Raw genomic sequence first — 17,505 nt, forward strand, 5'->3', positions numbered from 1 at the left:
GGGCCGGGACCTGGTCCGGACGGGGCCCGGGCCGCTGTTCCGGCCCGGGCCCGCGGGGACCTACGACGAGGGGCGCTGCCGTACCAGGCGCCGCAGTTCGGCGAGCGGGAGCTCGGGGTGCCGCGCCACCAGCTCCAGCAGGTAGGGCCACCGGCGCATCATCACCGCCATCGCCCGCGGCTCGATCCGCTCCGGCGAGTACAGCCACAGGCCGCGCAGGCCGCTGCCGGACTCGTGCATCATCAGGTACAGGTCGGCGTTGTGCGGCCGCATCTCGGTGATCAGCTCCGGGATCACCTCGTCGTCGCCGACGTTCAGGTTCAGCGGCGCCGCCTTCAGGCCGTGCAGGTCCAGCGGCTCGCCGGCGACGTTGAGCAGGTTGAACAGCAGCCGCAGCGGGTTGCGGTCCTCGCCGACGTCCTTGCGGAGCTGCCGCAGCGGCACCTCCTGGTGCAGGTGGGCGTCCAGGACGCCCGCGCGGACCGCGGCGATCAGGTCCCGGACGGTCGCGTCCCGGGCGGGCCGGGGGCGTACCGCCACGGGGCTGATGAAGAAGCCGATCATCCGCTCGGTCTCCGGGTGCTCCCGGCCGGCCAGCGGGAAGCCGACCGCGAGGTCGCCGTCCGCCCGCTCGCCGTCCGCGTAGCTGAGCAGCAGCAGGTGGAACGCCGACAGCAGCACCATGAACAGGGTCACGCCCTCGCGGTGCGCGGCCTCCTTCAGCGCCCCGGTGACCGCCGGGTCCAGGACGAAGCCGCTGGTGTAGCCCTCCACGGCCCCGGCCTTCTGGTCCTCGGGCGCGTCGAACCGGGGCAGCGGCGGAAGGTCCGCCAGCAGCCGCTCCCAGTAGGCGACGTGCTCGTCCAGCGCGCCGTCGGCCAGCCGCCGCCGCTGCCACGCCGCCCAGTCCGGGTACTGGACCGCCGGCTCGGGCAGCGCGGCCTCCCGGCCCAGGACCCGGGCGGCGTACAGCTCGCGCAGTTCGTGCCCCAGCAGGGCGTAGGACCACAGGTCGACCACGATGTGGTGCAGCACCAGCACCAGCACCCACTCGTCCGGGGCGGTGGCCACCAGGGTGCCCCGCACCAGCGGGCCCTCGGCCAGGCCGAACGGGCGGCCGACCTCGGCCTCGACCAGTCGCCGGAGCTCCTCGGGCCGCTCCTGTGCGACCCCGCCCCGCAGGTCCACGGTGGTCAGCGGCCAGCCGCCGTCCGGGTCGACCAGCTGCCGCCACTCCCCGGCGGGGTCGTCGACGATCCGGGTCCGCAGTGCCTCGTGGCGCTGCACGATCCGGTCCAGGCTGTGGCGCAGCGCCTCCTGGTCGAGCTCCCCGCTCAGGACCGTCGCGGTGATGACGTTGTGGTGCGCCTCGTTCGGGTCCACCGGCTGGTACATGATGTCCAGCTGGGCGAAGGAGAGCGGGACGCCCCCGCTCCGGTCGGCCGCCGGGACGGCGCTGCCCGGCCGGCCGGCCCGGCCCGCCCGGTCCCCGGCCCGGCCCGAGGGTGTCCGCCGGGCGACCGGCGGACCGCCGGCCCCGGGCAGGGCGGCGCAGGTACCGACCGCCCGGAGGGCGGCGAACCACGCCTCGGCGAGCTCACGCACCTCCTGCTCGTCCAGCGGCCCCTCCGCCCACGTCCAGCCGGCCGCCAGCCGCGGGCCGTCGGGGCCGTCGTAGGTGACGGCGTCGAGTGCCAGCGGATGGGTGAGCAGGGCGGGCGCCTCGTCCTCGCCGCCCAGGGCGAGCGCCGCGTCGGGCGCGACCGGTGCCCAGGGCGCGTCCTGCCCGGCGCCGGGGAAGCGTCCGAGGTAGTTGAAGGCGATCTCGGGGGCGGGCAGTCCGGCCAGTGCGGGGGCGGTGTCCGGGTTGAGGTGGCGCAGCAGCCCGTACCCCAGGCCGTCCCCGGGCAGGTCGGCGAGCTGTTCCCGGATCCGGACCACGGCGGCGGCCAGTTCGGTGCCGGACTCCTCCACCTGGGGCCAGCTCAGCGGGCCGGACGCGAGCCGGACCGGTTGGACGCTGGTGAACCAGCCCACGGTGCGGGACAGGTCGACGCCGGCCGCCAGGTCCTCGTGCCGGCCGTGGCTCTCCACGTCGACCAGGACCCCGCCGCCGGGAGTGCCGGTGCCCGGTCGGCCGCGGCGGCGCCGCCACTCCTCCAGGGCGATGCCGAAGGCGGCCAGCAGCACGTCCTGGACGCCGGTGTGGAACGCCGCGGGGGCCAGGCCCAGCAGCGGCGCGGTGTCCTCGGGAGGGAGGGTGAGGACCAGCCGTCCGGCGGCGGTTTGCTTTCCGGTGCCGGTGCCGGTGGCGGTGGCGGTGGCGATGGCGGTGCCGCTGTCCGTGGACGGGCCCGGCCGGCCGGCCAGCAGCGGCGGGGTGCCGCTCAGCAGCCGCTCCCACTCGGGGAGTTCGGCGACGCGGTGCGGGGCGAGCGCCTCGTCGGCCAGCAGCCCGGCCCAGCGGCGCACCGAGGTGCCCACCGGGGCCAGCGCCACCGGTCGGCCCGCCAGCACCGCCTCTCCGGCGGCCCGCAGGTCCGGCAGCAGGATCCGCCAGGACACCCCGTCGACCACCAGGTGGTGGACCACCAGCAGCAGGCGCCCCGGCTCCCGCGGCCCGGCGTCGAACCAGACCGCCTGGAGCATCACACCGGCGGACGGGGCCAGCCGGCGGCGGGCCGCGGCGGCCTGTCCGGCCACCACCGCCCGCAGCGCGGCCCAATCCGGCCGGGCGGCGTCCGGCTCGCTTCCGTCCGGCCCGGTGGCGTCCACCCGGAGCAGGTGGTCCTCCACCCGCACCGAGCCGGGCGGCCCGGCCCGGAGCGACCAGCCGCCGTCCGGCCGGACGGTCAGCCGGGAGCGCAGCGCGTCATGGTGGTCGACCAGCGCCCGCAGGACGGCGGCCAGTTGCTCCGCGTCCGCGCCCGGGGGGACCGTGACCAGCGCCTCCTGGCTGAACCCGTCGATCGGCGCGTCCAGTCCGCGCAGCCATTCGGTGATCGGGAGGGGCGGGATCTCGCCGGTCCCGACGTCCTCGGGCCCGGCCGTGACCCCGGCGCGGGCGGCCACGGTGGCCAGGCCGGCGACCGACTGGTGGGCGAACACGTCCCGGGCGCTGACCGTCAGCCCGGCGGCCCGGGCCTGGGAGACCACCTGGATCGCCTGGATGCTGTCACCGCCCAGGTCGAAGAACCGGTCCTCGGTCCCGACCTCGGGCAGCCCCAGGACCTCGGCGTAGATCCCGCACAGGGTCTCCTCGACCGGGGTGCGGGGACGGCCGGAGCCGGCGGCGGTGGCCGGGTGGTCGGGGGCGGGGAGCCGTTCCCGGTCCACCTTGCCGTTGGCGGTCAGCGGCAGCGCGTCCAGCACCACCACCGCGGCCGGGACCAGGTACGACGGCAGCTGTCCGGCGAGCGCGGCCCGGACCGCCGCGGGAGCCGGCTCCGCCGCCGGGCGGGGGACGACGTAGCCGACCAGCGCCCGGCTGCCCGGCCGGTCCTCACGGACCGTCACCACGGCCTGGGCGATGTCCGGAAGGGCGGCCAGCGCGGCCTCGACCTCGCCCGGCTCGATCCGGAAGCCCCGGAGCTTCACCTGGTGGTCGGTCCGGCCGAGGTAGTCCAGCTGCCCGTCGGCCCGCCAGCGCACCAGGTCCCCGGTGCGGTACATCCGCTCGCCGGGCGGGCCGTAGGGGTCGGGCAGGAAGCGCCGCGCGGTCAGTCCGCCCCGGCCCAGGTAGCCCCGCGCCAGGCCGGGGCCCGCGACGTACAGCTCGCCCGGGACCCCGACGGGCACCGGTCGCAGCCCCTCGTCCAGGACGCGCACCCGGGCGTTGGCGATCGGCCGCCCGACGGGCGGGGTTCCGCCGCCCGACAGCGGACCGCTCATGGTGGCGCACACCGTGGTCTCGGTCGGGCCGTAGGCGTTGACCATCCGCCGCCCGGCCGACCAGCGTGCGGCCAGCCCGGGCGGGCAGGCCTCGCCGGCGACCACCAGGGACAGCCCGGCGGGCAGGCCGCCCTCCGGCACGGCCGCCAGCACGCTGGGCGGCAGCGTCACGTCGGTCACGCCGTACTCGGCGCAGGTGCGGGCCAGCGGCTCGCCCGGGAGGAGCTCCTCCTTCGGGACCACGACCAGTGCGGCGCCGGTCAGCAGCGCGTCGCAGCGCTCCGCCACCGAGGCGTCGAAGCTCGGCGAGGCGAACTGCAGCAGCCGGCTGTGCTCGTCCAGCCCGAAGCCCTCGGCCTGTGCCGCGACCAGGCCGGGGATCCCGGTGTGGGTGACCACCACGCCCTTGGGCGTGCCGGTGGAGCCGGAGGTGTAGATGACGTACGCGGCGTGCGCCGGGGTCAGCGGCTCCAGGCGGTCGCCGTCCCCTGGCGCGGTGGCGGGGAGGGCGTCCAGCGCGCGGAGCACCTCCGGCCGGTCCAGCAGCAGGGTCGGGATACCGGGGTCCGGCAGCGCCCGGGCCGGTGCTGTGCCCGCCTGGGCGGGGACCTCGGCCGGTGCCCCGGCCGGTGCCGTGCCCGCCTGAGCGGGGACCTCGGCCAGTGCCCGGGTCAGCACCCCGGACAGGGCCTCGGTGGTGAGCAGCAGGACCGGCCGGGCGTCCCGGAGCACGAGGCCGATCCGCTGCGGCGGGTACTCCGGGTCGACGGGCAGGTAGGCGGAGCCCGCCTTGACCACGGCCAGCATCGCCGCCACCGACAGCGCCGTCCTGGGCAGGGCCACCGCCACGGGGCGGTCCGGGCCGGCGCCGCGGGCGATCAGCAGCCGGGCCAAGCGGTTGGCCTCCGCCTCCAGCCCGCGGTACGTCAGTTCCCGTTCGCCGTCGACGACCGCGAGGTTGTCCGGCGTGCGGGCGGCCTGGGCCTCGAACAGCTGCGGCAGGGTGGCCGCCGGAAGGTCGCGCGCGGTGTCGTTCCACTCGGTCAGCAGCCGGTGCCGCTCACCGGGGGTGAGCAGGTCCACGGCGTCGATCGGCACGTCCGGATCGGCGCAGACCGCCAGCAGCATCCGGCGCAGCCGGTCGGCCAGCAGCTCGACGGTGCCCGGGTCGAAGACGTCGGCGTTGTACTCGACCACGCCGTCGATCCCGGCCGGTGCGGAGCCCCCGGGGGTGCGCCGCCCGGTCAGCGCGAACACCAGGTCCATCCGTGCGGTGCCGGTGCTCACCGGCAGGACCTCCTCGGCCAGGCCGGGCAGGCCCAGTTCGGCGTCGGGGACGTTCTGCCAGGCGAGCATCACCTGGAACAGCGGGTGGTGCGCGGTGGACCGGGCGGGCCGCAGCGCGTCCACCAGGAACTCGAAGGGGACCTCCTGGTGGGCGAACGCGTCCAGGCTGCGTTCCCGGACCCGGGCGAGCAGCTCTCGGAAGGTGGGACGGCCGGCGGGGGCGTCCCCGGCGGGGCCCGGGGAGGTGTCCACCCGCAGCACCAGGGTGTTGACGAAGAATCCGACGAGGTCCTCGGTGGCGGCGTCGGTGCGCCCGGCGACGGTCGCGCCGACCGGGATGTCGTCCCCGGCGCCGAGGCGGTGCAGCAGTGCGGCCAGGCACGTGTGGACGACCATGAACTCGCTGGCGTCGTGGCGGCGCGCGAGGGCGGCGACGGCGCCGTGCAGCGCGGCGTCCCAGTGGAGGGCGACCGTGCCGCCCCGGTGGGTCGGCTCGGCGGGATGCGGCCGGTCGGTGGGCAGGGCGATCCGCTCCGGCAGGCCGTCCAGCGCCTGCCGCCAGTAGGCGAGCTGCCGGGTCCACGCGCTGTCCGGGTCGTCCTGGTCGCCGAGGAGCCGGCGCTGCCACAGGGTGTAGTCGGCGTACTGGACGGGCAGCGGTGCCCAGCGCGGCGGCCGGCCGGCGAGGCGGGCGGTGTAGGCGGTGACCAGGTCGCGCCCGAGCAGGGCGACGGACCAGCCGTCGGCGGCGATGTGGTGCACCACCAGGACCAGGGTGTGCGACTCGGGTCCGTGGATGAGCAGTTCGGCGTGGAGCGGGGGCTCGCCGGACAGGTCGAAGTGGTGGCGGGCGGCGGCTGCCACGGCGGCGTCCACGGCGGCGTCGGTGGCCCCGTCGGTGGTGCCGGCCGTGCCGGAGCCCGGTACCTCGGCCACGGTCAGGGCGGGGCGGCCCGCGCCGGCGTCGAGGACGTGCTGGCGCGGCACGCCCCCGGTGTCGGGGAAGGTGGTGCGCAGCACCTCGTGCCGGTCCGCGAGGTCCGCCAGCGCGGCCCGCAGTGCGTCGCGGTCCAGCGCTCCGGTCAGGCGCACCGCCATCGGGATGTTGTAGGTGGCGGAGGGCCCCTGCATGCGGTCCAGGAACCACAGCCGCCGCTGGGCGAAGGAGAGCGGCAGCTCGGCGGGCCGGGGCTCGGGCCGCAGTTCGGGCCGCAGTTCGGGCCGCGCCGCCGGGGCGGCGCCGTCCGGGGCAGTTCCGTCGGGGCCGGCTCCCTCGGGGCCGGTGCCGAGGCGGCGGGCCAGGCCGGCCACCGACGGCGTCTCGAACAGGGCGCGGACCTGCACCTCCAGGCCCAGGGCCGCGCGGATCTGGGAGACCAGCCGGGTGGCGAGCAGGGAGTGGCCGCCCAGGTCGAAGAAGCTGTCGTGGACGCCGACCGCCGGCACCCCGAGCACCTTGGCGAAGAGTTCGCACAGCGCCTCCTCCCGCGCGTCGCGCGGTGCGACGTAGGCGGGGCCGAGGTCGCGGCGGTCGCCGTCCGGTGCGGGCAGGGCCTTCCGGTCGGTCTTGCCGTTGGGCGTCAGCGGGAGGGCGTCGAGGAGGACGAACACGGACGGGACCATGTAGGCGGGCAGCCGCTCGGCCAGGGCGGCCCGCAGCACCGGGGTGAGCCGGCGGGCGAGCCGTCGGCGGGCGCCGTTGACGTGGCGCGCCCAGTCCGGTTCGCCGTGCGGCGGCTCGGGCGCGTGCGGCGCGCCCACCGCGTACGGCGCTTCGGGTGCGTCCACCGGGTCCACCGGGTCCACCGGGTCCACCGCGTCCGTCACGTCCACCGTGTGCGGTGGTTCGGGCGCCTGCGGGAGTCCGTGCTCGGGCTCGCCGTCGGCGCCGAGCCGGCGGGCCACCAGGGCCAGCGCGCCGTCCGGGCCGTGCCCGGACCAGTCCAGGTCGATCCGGTAGCCGGTCCCCTCGGCGAGGGACCACAGCTCCTCCGGGTCCACGGCCCCCGCGGCCTCGTCGGCCCCCACGGTCCCGGCGTCCAGGCGGTCCGCCAGGTCGGAGGCGGTCGCGGCGCCGAGCCGTGCGGCGGCGAGGGCGTCGGCGAGCGCGCGGACGCGGGCGTTGGGAACCCCGCGGACGGCGAGCAGCGCGGGCCGCTCGGTCGCCAGCCGGTCGCGCAGCGATCCGACGGTCAGCCGTTCGGCCGTCCAGTCCAGCCAGGTGCAGTCGGCCGTCGGCGCTCCGGCGCCCGGTCCGCCCGGCGCGCCGTCGGCCCGCGCGGCGGTCAGGACCACGTCGTAGCGGAAGCGGGTGAGTTCGTTGGCGGAGCCGGCCCGCTTGGGCAGCACGCGGACCTCGCCGATGCCGGGGAACCGCCGGGGCAGGGCGGTGAACAGCCGCGGGTCGATGACCAGTTCCCCGTCCTCGTCCGCGTGGCGGCGGACCCGGGCGAGCAACTGTCCGGCGGGCAGGCCGGCTTCGGCGCGGGGCAGCTGCACCGAGAGGTGGAACGGCTCCAGCAGCGGCAGGCTGCGGATGTCGCCGAGGAACACCGAGCCGCCCGGGGCGAGCCGGGCCAGGGCCGCTTCGACCACCCGCAGCAGGTACCGCTCGTCCGGGAAGTACTGCACCACCGAGTTGAGCACGACCACGTCGAAGAGCCGGTCGGGCAGGCCGTCGAGCCGGTCGGCCGCGCAGGGGTGGAGTTCGACCCGGCCGAACGGGTGACCGGCGGCGCCGACGGCCTTCCGCAGCCCCGTGAGCGCGACCTCGGAGATGTCGGTGCCCCAGTACCGCTCGCAGTGCGGCGCCACCCGCTGGAGGATCAGCCCGGTGCCGCAGCCGATCTCCAGCACCGACCGGGGTCGCAGGCCGAGGATCCGCTCGGCGGTCCGGTCGGCCCACTCGCGCATCTCCTCGGCGGGGATCGGCTCCCCGGTGTAGCTGCTGTTCCACCCGCGCAGGTCCTCGGCCGGGATCGGCGCCTCGGCGGGGCCGGGTACCGGGGGCCGGGTCGTGACGGGGGAGGTGCCCGGGGAGCCGTCGCGCCTGGTGCCGTCGTCCGCAGAGCCGTCGTCCGCAGAGCCGCCGTCCGGGGAGCCGTCCTCCTCGTCGTAGGCGGTGTCCCAGATCCGGCGCCACTCGTCGACCTGGTCGGGCCACTCCTCCGCCGGGCCCGGTCCTCCGCCGTCCGCGGCGGGCACCAGGTACGCCACCAGCCGCTGGTCGCCGGGGACGTCCTCACGGACCGTCACCACCGCGGCCCCGACCTCCGGCCGGCGGGCCAGCTCGCTCTCGATCTCGCCGAGCTCGATCCGGAACCCCCGCAGCTTCACCTGGTGGTCCAGCCGGCCCAGGAACTCCAGGCCGCCGTCGCGCCGCCGGCGCACGAGGTCCCCCGTGCGGTATAGCCGGTCCTCCGGTCCGGCCCCGAACGGGTGCGGGACGAACCGCTCGGCCGTCAGCCCGGGTCGGCCCAGGTAGCCCAGAGCCAGTCCGGCACCGCCGATGTGCAGCTCGCCGGGGACCCCGGGCGGTGCCAGCCGGCCCTGGTCGTCGAGCACGTGCAGTTCGGTGTTGGCGATCGGCGCTCCGATCGAGACCGGGCCGTCGCCCACCTCGGCCACCGCCGACCAGATCGTCGTCTCGGTGGGGCCGTACATGTTCCACAGCGTCACGCCGCCGGCCAGCAGCCGCCGGGCCAGGTCGGCGGGCAGCGCCTCGCCCCCGGCCAGCACCCGCAGGCCCGGTGCGCCCCGCCAGCCCGCGTCCAGCAGCATCCGCCAGGTGGACGGCGTGGCCTGCATGACGGTGGCCCCGGAGCCGGCCAGCAGCCGGGACAGCCGCTCGCCGTCGGAGGCCGTCCCGCGCTCGGCGAGGACCACCCGGGCGCCCTCGGCGAGGGGCAGCAGCAGCTCCAGCAGCGAGATGTCGAAGGAGTGCGTGGTGACCGCGAGCAGGGTGTCCTCCGGCTCGATGCCCGGCCGCTCCTTCATCGCGTACAGGAAGTTGCCCAGCGCCCGGTGCGGGATCCGGACCCCCTTCGGCTGCCCGGTCGAGCCCGAGGTGTAGATCACGTAGGCGAGGTCCTGCCCGGCCACCGGCTCGTCGAGACCCTGCGCGGGCTCGGTGACGAGCTCGTCCTGGAGCTCGTCCAGGCACAGAACCTCGGCGCCCACCCCGGACAGCCGCTCCGCCACCGGCCGCTGGGTGAGCAGGACCGGCAGCCCGGAGTCGGCCAGCATGAAGGCGATCCGCTCCGGCGGGAAGTCCGGATCCAGCGGGACGAAGGCGCCGCCCGCCTTCAGGACCGCCAGCAGGGCCACCACCAGGTCGACCGAGCGCTCCGTGCAGATGCCGACCAGGACGTCCCGGCCGACGCCGTGCCGCTTCAGCCGGTGGGCCAGCCGGTTGGCGCGCACGTCCAGTTCGGCGTAGCTCAGCGCGTCCCGGCCGCAACGGACGGCCTCGGCCGCCGGCGTGCGGGCGGCCTGCTGCTCGAAGCGGCGGTGGGCGAACCCCGGCCCGGGCCAGTCCCGGCGGGTGTCGTTCCACCGCTCGCGCAGCCGCTGCTCCTCGTCCGCCGCGAGCATCGGCACCTGTCCGACCGGGCGGTCCGGGTCGGCGAGCAGGTTCTCGACCAGCAGCCGGAGGTGGCCGGACAGCTGGTCGACGGTGGCCGCGTCGAACAGGTCGCTGTTGTACTCGAACCTGCCGCTCAGGCCCTCCGGACGGTCGAAGACCTGGAGCTCCAGGTCGAAACGGGCGGTGGTGCTGTCCACCTCCATGGGCTCCAGGCGCAGCCCCGCCACGTCGAAGGCGGGCATCGCGATGTTCTGGAAGACGAAGGAGACCTGGAAGACCGGGGAGCGGGAGAGGTCCCGCTGCGGGTGCAGCTCCTCCACGAGCCGCTCGAACGGCAGTTCCTGGTGGGCGAAGGCACCCAGGCACACCGGCCGGACCCGTCCCAGCAGCTCCCGGAAGGACGGCGCGCCCGACAGGTCGGTCCGCAGCGCCAGCGTGTTGGCGAAGTAGCCGATCAGCCGCTCCACCTCGGGACGGCCCCGGTTGGCGACCGGCACCCCGACGACGACGTCCTCCTCGCGGGTGTAGCGGTGCAGCAGGACCTGGAAGGCCGCCAGCAGCGTCATGAACGGCGTGACGCCCTCGCTCCGGCTGAACGCCCGCACCCGGTCCATCAGTTGCTCGGAGAGCCCGAACGGGCGCGACCCTCCCCGGGTGGTCCGGACGGCGGGCCGGGGGCGGTCGGTGGGCAGGTCCAGCGCGGCCGGCGCCCCGGCGAGCGCCTGCGTCCAGTACTCCAGGTCGGCCGCCGCCCCGCCGCCGTCGAGCCGCTTGCGCTGCCACACCGCGTAGTCGGCGTACTGGACCGGCAGTTCGGGCAGCTCGGCCCCGGTGCCGGCCGCGTACGCCCCGTAGAGCGTGACCAGTTCGTCGAGGAAGACCGAGGTGGACCAGAGGTCGCCGGCGATGTGGTGGATGGTGAGCAGCAGGACGTGCTCGTCCGGGGCGAGGCGCAGGAACCGCATCCGCATCAGCGGGCCGGTCTCCAGGTCGAACGGGCGGGAGAACTCCTCCTGGGCCAGGGCGCGGACGCGCTCCTCCTCGTCCGGTCCGCGCAGGTGCTCGCAGGGCACCACGGTGAACTCGGGCTCGGTGCCCTCGGTGACCACCTGTACCGGCTCCCCGTCCACCTCGCGGAAGGTGGTGCGCAGTGCCTCGTGACGCCGGGCGATCTCCCGGACGGCGCGCTGCCAGAGCTCCAGGTCCAGCGGGCCGCGCACCCGGGTCGCGCCGGGGACGTTGTACGCGGTGTCGCCGGGCGTCAGCTGGTCGAGGAACCACATGCGCTGCTGGGGGAACGAGGCGGCGAACCGGTGCTGCCGCTTCCTCGCGGCTCTGTTCCCGGCCTTGCCGTCGGCGCTGCTCCCGGCCTTGCCGTCGGCGCTGCTCCCGGCCTTGTCGTCGGCCCGGCTCCCGCTCGGCTTCCGGTCGGCCGGCTGCTGCCCGGCCTTCTTCCGGCGCAGGTGTTCGGCGAGCAGGGCCCGCTTCTCGGCGGGTGAGAGGTTCGCGGGGTCGGGGGTGGTCATCGCGCGTCCGTCCTCGTGTGTGTCGCGGCCGGCCGGCCCTCGCTCGCTCATGCCTGCTCCCCCTGGTCCGCCTGCTCCCCCTGGTCCGCCCGGTCATCCTGGTGGTCCTGGTGGTCCTGGTCGTCCGGCTCCTCGGCGAGCAGCGCCCGCAGCTGCGCCTCCACCTCGTCGTCGGAGAGATCTGACAGAGCGTCAATACCCAGTCCAGTATCGAGATTTGACGGATCATCGAGGCTATCGAGGTCGTCGTCCGGGGTGTCGCGGCTCAGTACCTCGATCGCGTCCCCGTCGCGCGCGCTCCCCGCATCGCCCCCGCCGGCCGAGGCCAGCAGGCCGACGGTGTGCGCGACGGTGGGGGAGTGGAAGAAGTCCCGCAGGTCGAGTTCGGTCCCGAACCGGCTCCGGATCCTGGTGTTGATCTGCACCGCGGCCAGCGAGTGGCCGCCCAGGGCGAAGAAGTCGTCGTCGACGCCGACCTCCTCGACGCCCAGGACCTCCCGCCAGACCGCCGCGACCGCGTTCTCCTGCTCGGTGGCCGGGGCCACGAACGGGGTGGGGAGGTCGGGGCGCGGGTGGGTGCCGCCGAGCGGCGCCAGTCGGTCGATCTCCTGGGCCAGCAGGGCGGGGGTGATGGACCGGGCCAGCCGGCGGAGCGCGGCGAAGTCCTTGGGCGAGACCACCAGGTGGGCCGGGAGTTCGGGCTCCGAGAGGATCCGGGCGAAGGCCGCCCGGCCGCCCTGCTCGTCGAGGCCCTCGGCGAGTGCCCGCAGCGCCCCGGTCCCGGCTTCGCCCGCCGCGCGCTCCGCCCCCGCCGCCCCGTCTGCCGCCGCCCCGTCTGCCGTCGCCGCGCCGTGTGCCGTGCCCTCCTCCGCTGCCTCAGCCTCTGCTTCCGCCTCCGCGACGGTCTGCCGGAGCTGCTCCAGCAGGGCGTCGACGTCGTTGATCCGCTTGACCGTGAAGTCGGTCACCCGGACCAGCAACCGGCCGTCGGGGTCGAGGAGTTCGAGGTCGCAGGTGAGGGTCTCGCCGGTCGATCCCTCGGGCTGCCTGATCTCCACGGCGACCAGCACGGTGCCGGTCAGCGGGTGCAGGACCCGCAGGCTGCGGTAGGTGAGCGGCAGGTAGTAGGGATCCTCGGCGTGCAGCCGGAAGACCCCGCCCGCCATGTCGAGCAGGGCGGGGTGCAGCGGGTAGGCGTCCAGGTCGGCGAGGAAGGCGTCGTCCAGCCGGAGGGTGGCGAGCATCCGCCGGCCGTCGGTCCGGATGGTCTTCAACACCTGCCAGCGGGGTCCGAACCAGAACTGCAGCGGACCGCCGCCCTCCTCGAAGCGCTCCACCCCGAGCCGGCCGCGGATCTCGTCCTCGGTCGTCAGGACCTCGGTGGGTTCGAACCGGAGCGGTGCCTCGGAGAGGTCGCGGACGGTGTCCGGGCCGCGGTCGTGGAACGACGCCGACCCGACGGCGTGCTCGCGCCACGGTCCGCCCTCGCCGGAGCGGCTGCGGACCGTGAAGTACGGCCGGCCGTCCCGCTCCTCGATCGTGGTGTGGAGCGTCCTGGTGCGCCCGTCGGGGACGATCACCGGCGTCATGAACAGCACGTCGTGGAGCTCGGTCTCGCGGTCCCCGGCCTGCTCGGCCAGCGCGGCGCGGACCAGCTCCAGGTAGGCCGTGCCCGGGACCAGGCCGTGGCCCATCAGGCGGTGGTCGTCCACGATCCAGTGGTCTGCGGTGCTCAGGACCGTGGCGTAGGTGCGGGTGGTCCCCTCGGACCTGACCAGGCGGAGCAGCGGGTGCCCGGTCTCCTGGCCGTCCGGGTCGGCCGCGCCCGGCCGGGCGAGGAGTCCGGCCGCCATGCCGACGCCCTCCCAGGTGCCCCACGCGACGGAGGTCACCGGCCTGCCCTGCTGCCGCCGCCACTGGGCGAAGGCGTCCAGGAAGGCGTTGGCCGCGCAGTAGTCGCTCTGGCCGGGCCCGCCCAGGACGGCGGTGACCGAGGAGCAGAGCAGGAAGAAGTCCAGCGGGTCGTCCTCGCACAGCCGGTCCAGCAGCAGGGTGCCGCGGGTCTTCGCCGCGAGCACCCGGTCGGCGTCCTCCCGGGTCTTGCGCGCGATCATCCCGCCGGACGGCGTGCCGGCCGCGTGCACGACGCCGTTCAACGCGCCGAACCGGTCGCGGAGTTCGGCGATCCGGGCGGCCGTCTGCGCCGGGTCGGTCACGTCGGCCCGCAGGACCGCGATCCGGGCGCCGAGCTCCTGCAGCAGGGCCAGCCGGCGGATCCGGGTGCTGGTGGGGTCCTGTTCCGGATGGGTGTCCAGCCACTCGGCCCACGTGTCCTCGGCGGGGAAGTCCGATCGGCCGAGCAGCCCCAGCACGGGGGCCTTGACGCTGTGCGCCAGCTGCTCGGCGAGGGCCAGGCCCACGCCGCCGAGCCCGCCGGTGATCAGGTAGACGCCGCCGTCGCGCAGCGGTGCCGCGTCCTCCGGGCGGTCGGGCGCCCCGGGGGCGGCGGGGCCGTCGGTGGCTTCGGGGCCGCCCGCGCCGGGCCGGAACGGGTCGAAGTCGCGGACCCACCAGTGGCGGCCGCGCAGGGCGAGTTCACGCTCCTCGGTGTCGCGGACGAGCAGGTCGTGCACGGCGCGCACCGAGGTGTCCGGCGGGGCGGCCGGGTCGGTGCCGGTGATGTCGAGGAGGCGGCAGGCGACGTCCGGAAGCTCCTGCGGGATGACCGTGCAGGGGCCGGCGAGGGTGGCGTTCTCGGGCTGCAGCGGCTCGTCCCCGGTCACGGCGTGCAGGCCCCGGCACAGGACGTCGATGGTGACCGGGACCGACGGGCGGACGTCCTCGATCGCCTGGGCCAGGGCGAGCAGGCTGTCGAAGCCGAGCCGCCGGGCCTCGTCCAGCCGGCCCTCGTCCAGGCGGGCCGTGTCCGGGCGGTCTCCGCCCAGGCGGTCTTCGCCCGAGGGGGCGCCGTCCGGACGGGTTTCCTCCGGCGGGGCGCCGTCCAGGCTGAACAGGTGCACGAGCCGGAGCGAGCCCGCGCCGCGCAGCTCCGGCGAGCCGAGGAGCCCGGCGAAGTGCTCCCGGTCGGCCGGGTCCACCGACCACGACCGCTCGCCGCGGGCGCGGAACCCGTCGTCGGCACCGACCCGGACGACGGACGCTCCCTGTTCCTCCAGCCGCCGGGCCAGGGCGCGGCCGAGGCCGAGGGTGTCGCCCAGCAGCACCCACAGCGGCTCCGGGCCGTCCTCGGTCCGCCCGGCGGAGGCGGCCTGCGGTGCGAGGCGCTTCCAGCCGGGGGTGCGGAACCAGTCGTCGAGCGGTGCGGTGGCCTCGGCCGACGGACCGTCCGTGAGGGTTCGGCCGGTCGAGGGGTCCGGGTCGACCCAGTACCGCTGCCGCTGGAAGGCGTAGCCGGGCAGGCGCAGCACCCGTCGGCCCGCGGCCGGGTGGACGGCCGCCCAGTCGACCGGGACGCCGGCGCTCCACAGCGCCCCCAGTGAGTCCAGCAGTCGGACCCGGTCGTCCTCCCGCTCGTGCGGGTGCCGCAGCGAGTCGGCGACGGTGCGGCCGTCGCGCCAGGCGTGGTGCTCGCGCACGAAGTTGCCGAGGGTGTGGCCGGGGCCCACCTCGACCAGCACCCAGGACGGGTCGGCCAGCAGCAGTCCGGTGGACTCGGCGAAGCGCACCGGCTCCCGCAGGTGGCGGCCCCAGTACTCGGGACTGGTCGCCTGCTCGTCGGTGATCCAGGTGCCCGTCACGTTGGAGCAGAAGGGGATGGCCGGCGGGTTGAGCCGGACGGCGCGGACCTCCTCGACCAGTGGCCGGACGGCGCCGTCCATGGCGGCGGAGTGGAAGGCGTGCGAGGTGTGCAGCCGTCGGCAGGGGATGCCGGCGGCTCCGAGGCGCCGCTCCAGCGCGTCCACCGCGCCGGTCGGGCCGGAGACCACGCTCAGTGCGCTGGAGTTGGCCGCGGCCAGGGCGAGGCCGTCGCCGCCGTCGCTGCCGACGCGGTCGCGATTGCTGTCGGGGTCGCTGTCGCCGACGCCGGCCAGCCACGGGGCCAGCTCGTCCTCGGACAGGAACACGGTGAGCATCGACCCGGCGGGCATCGCCTGGACGAGGCGGCCCCGGGCCGCCACCAGGTGGACGGCGTCCTCCAGGGAGAACACGCCCGCGAGGCAGGCGGCGACGTACTCGCCGACGCTGTGGCCGACCATCGCGCGCGGCTGCACGCCCCAGGCGGCCCACTGCCGGGCGAGGGCGTACTCGACCAGGAACAGCGCCGGCTGGGCGAGTTCGGTCCGGTTCAGCCGGGCCTCGGCTTCGGCTTCGGCCTCGGCTTCGGCCTCGGCTTCGGCTTCGGCCTCGGCTTCGGCCTCGGCTTCGGCTTCGGCTTCGGCTTCGGCCGCCCGGTCGGGGCCGGGGTCGAGGTCGGGGAACAGCGTGTCGCGCAGGTCCTCGCCCAGCTCCGCGGCGAACAGCTCGGCGCAGCGGTCGAGTTCGGCGGTGAACACCGGCTCGTGGCGGTACAGGTCGCGGGCCATGCCCACGTACTGGGTGCCCTGGCCGGGGAACAGGAAGGCGACCGGGGCCTCGTCGGCGGCCTCGGCGGTGCCGGCGGCGGTGACGGCGCGCAGGGCGGCGACGGCCTCCGCCCGGTCCCGGCCCACCACCGCCCGGCGCCGCCCGAACGCGTGCCGGCGGTGGGCCAGGGTGTGGGCGACGTCGTCCAGCGGCGCGTCGGGGTGGTCGTCCAGGTGGTCGGCGAGCCGGTGCGCGCCCTGCGCCAGCGCCTCCGCGGTCTTCCCCGACAGCGGCAGCAGGACCGGTGCGGCGGTGGCACCGGACCGGTGGGCGGGGGAGTCCCGGTCGGGGGCGGGCTCCGGGGCGGGGCCCCCGGCGGGTGCTTCCTCCAGGACCAGGTGCACATTGGTGCCGCCGATGCCGAAGGAGCTGACCCCGGCCCGGCGCGGCCGCGCCCCCCGGGGCCACGGCCGCAGTCGGTCGTTGACGAAGAACGGACCGCTCTCCAGGTCGAGTTCGGGATTCGGCCTGGTGAAGTGCAGGGACGGCGGAATCGCCTCGTGCCGGAGCGCGAGCACGGTCTTGATCAGCGCGGCGACCCCGGCGGCGGCGTCCAGGTGGCCGATGTTGCCCTTCACCGACCCGATCGCGCAGTAGCCGGTGGCCTCGGTGTCCTCCCGGAAGGCGCGGGTCAGCGCGGCGATCTCGATCGGGTCGCCGAGCGGGGTGCCCGTGCCGTGGGTCTCCACGTAGTCGACGGTGCCGGCGCCCACCCCGGCCATCGCCAGCGCCTCGGCGACCACCGCGGCCTGCCCGTCGACGCTGGGCGCGGTGTAACCCGCCTTCAGCGAACCGTCGTTGTTGACGGCGGAGCCCAGGATGACGGCGTCCACGGTGTCGCCGTCGCGGCGGGCGTCGCCCAGCCGGCGCAGGACCACGACGCCGGTGCCGTTGCCGGGCACGGTGCCGCCCGCCTCGGCGTCGAAGGGACGGCAGTGGCCGTCCGCCGAGAGGATGCCGCCGGGCTCGTACAGGTGGCCCTGGCGCAGCGGGGAGCCGACCGCGACGCCCCCGGCCAGCGCGAGGTCGCACTCGCCGTTCAGCAGGCTCTGGCAGGCCAGGTGGACCGCCGTGAGCGAGGTGGAGCAGGCGGTCTGCACGCTCAGCGCCGGGCCCGTGAGGCCGAACTTGTACGCGACCCGGGTGGCGAGGAAGTCCTTGTCGCCGGCCAGCAGCGCCTGGTACGGCCCCGCGGCGTCGAAGACCCGGCGGTTGGCCGTCACGTTGTGGAGCAGGTAGCTGTTCATGCCGGCCCCGGCGAAGACCCCGATCCGGCCCTGGAAGTCCTCCGGGACGCAGCCGGCCGATTCCAGGGCCTCCCACGCGCACTCCAGGAACACCCGGTGCTGCGGGTCCATGATCTCGGCCTCGCGCGGGCTGTAGCCGAAGAAGGCGGCGTCGAAGCGGTCGGCCCCGTCCAGGGTGCCCTTGGCCCGGACGTAGCCGTCCTGGCCCAGCAGGGCCGGGCTCACCCCTTCGTCCAGGAGTTCCTGCTCCGAGAAGGCGGTGACGGACTCGCGGCCCTGTTCCAGGTTCCTCCAGAAGGTGTGGACGTCGGGGGCCCCGGGGAAGCGGCCGGCCATACCGACGATGGCTATCTGGTCGAGTTCTTCGGACAACTCCGGCATCGGG

General features: G+C 76.0%; 2 protein-coding genes. Both read right to left on the reverse strand.

All coding sequences use genetic code 11. The features are described from left to right. Positions 1–60 precede the first annotated feature (60 nt). Entirely contained in the window at positions 61–11,340 is an 11,280-nt protein-coding gene (locus AC067J_RS29460; protein ID WP_478304246.1) for a non-ribosomal peptide synthetase, read from the reverse strand. Further along, complete coding sequence (locus AC067J_RS29465) at positions 11,337–17,501, reverse strand: type I polyketide synthase (RefSeq protein WP_478304248.1); 6,165 nt, start codon at positions 17,499–17,501, stop codon at positions 11,337–11,339. The genes AC067J_RS29460 and AC067J_RS29465 overlap by 4 nt, the downstream gene beginning before the upstream one ends. Positions 17,502–17,505: the final 4 nt, after the last annotated feature.

This window comes from Kitasatospora sp. NPDC042419 (assembly GCF_056437345.1).

Bases quoted from the DNA above. Each gene is read 5' to 3' on its own strand.
- AC067J_RS29460 (WP_478304246.1), bottom strand. From the start codon at position 11,340: ATGAGCGAGCGAGGGCCGGCCGGCCGCGACACACACGAGGACGGACGC.
- AC067J_RS29465 (WP_478304248.1), bottom strand. From the start codon at position 17,501: ATGCCGGAGTTGTCCGAAGAACTCGACCAGATAGCCATCGTCGGTATG.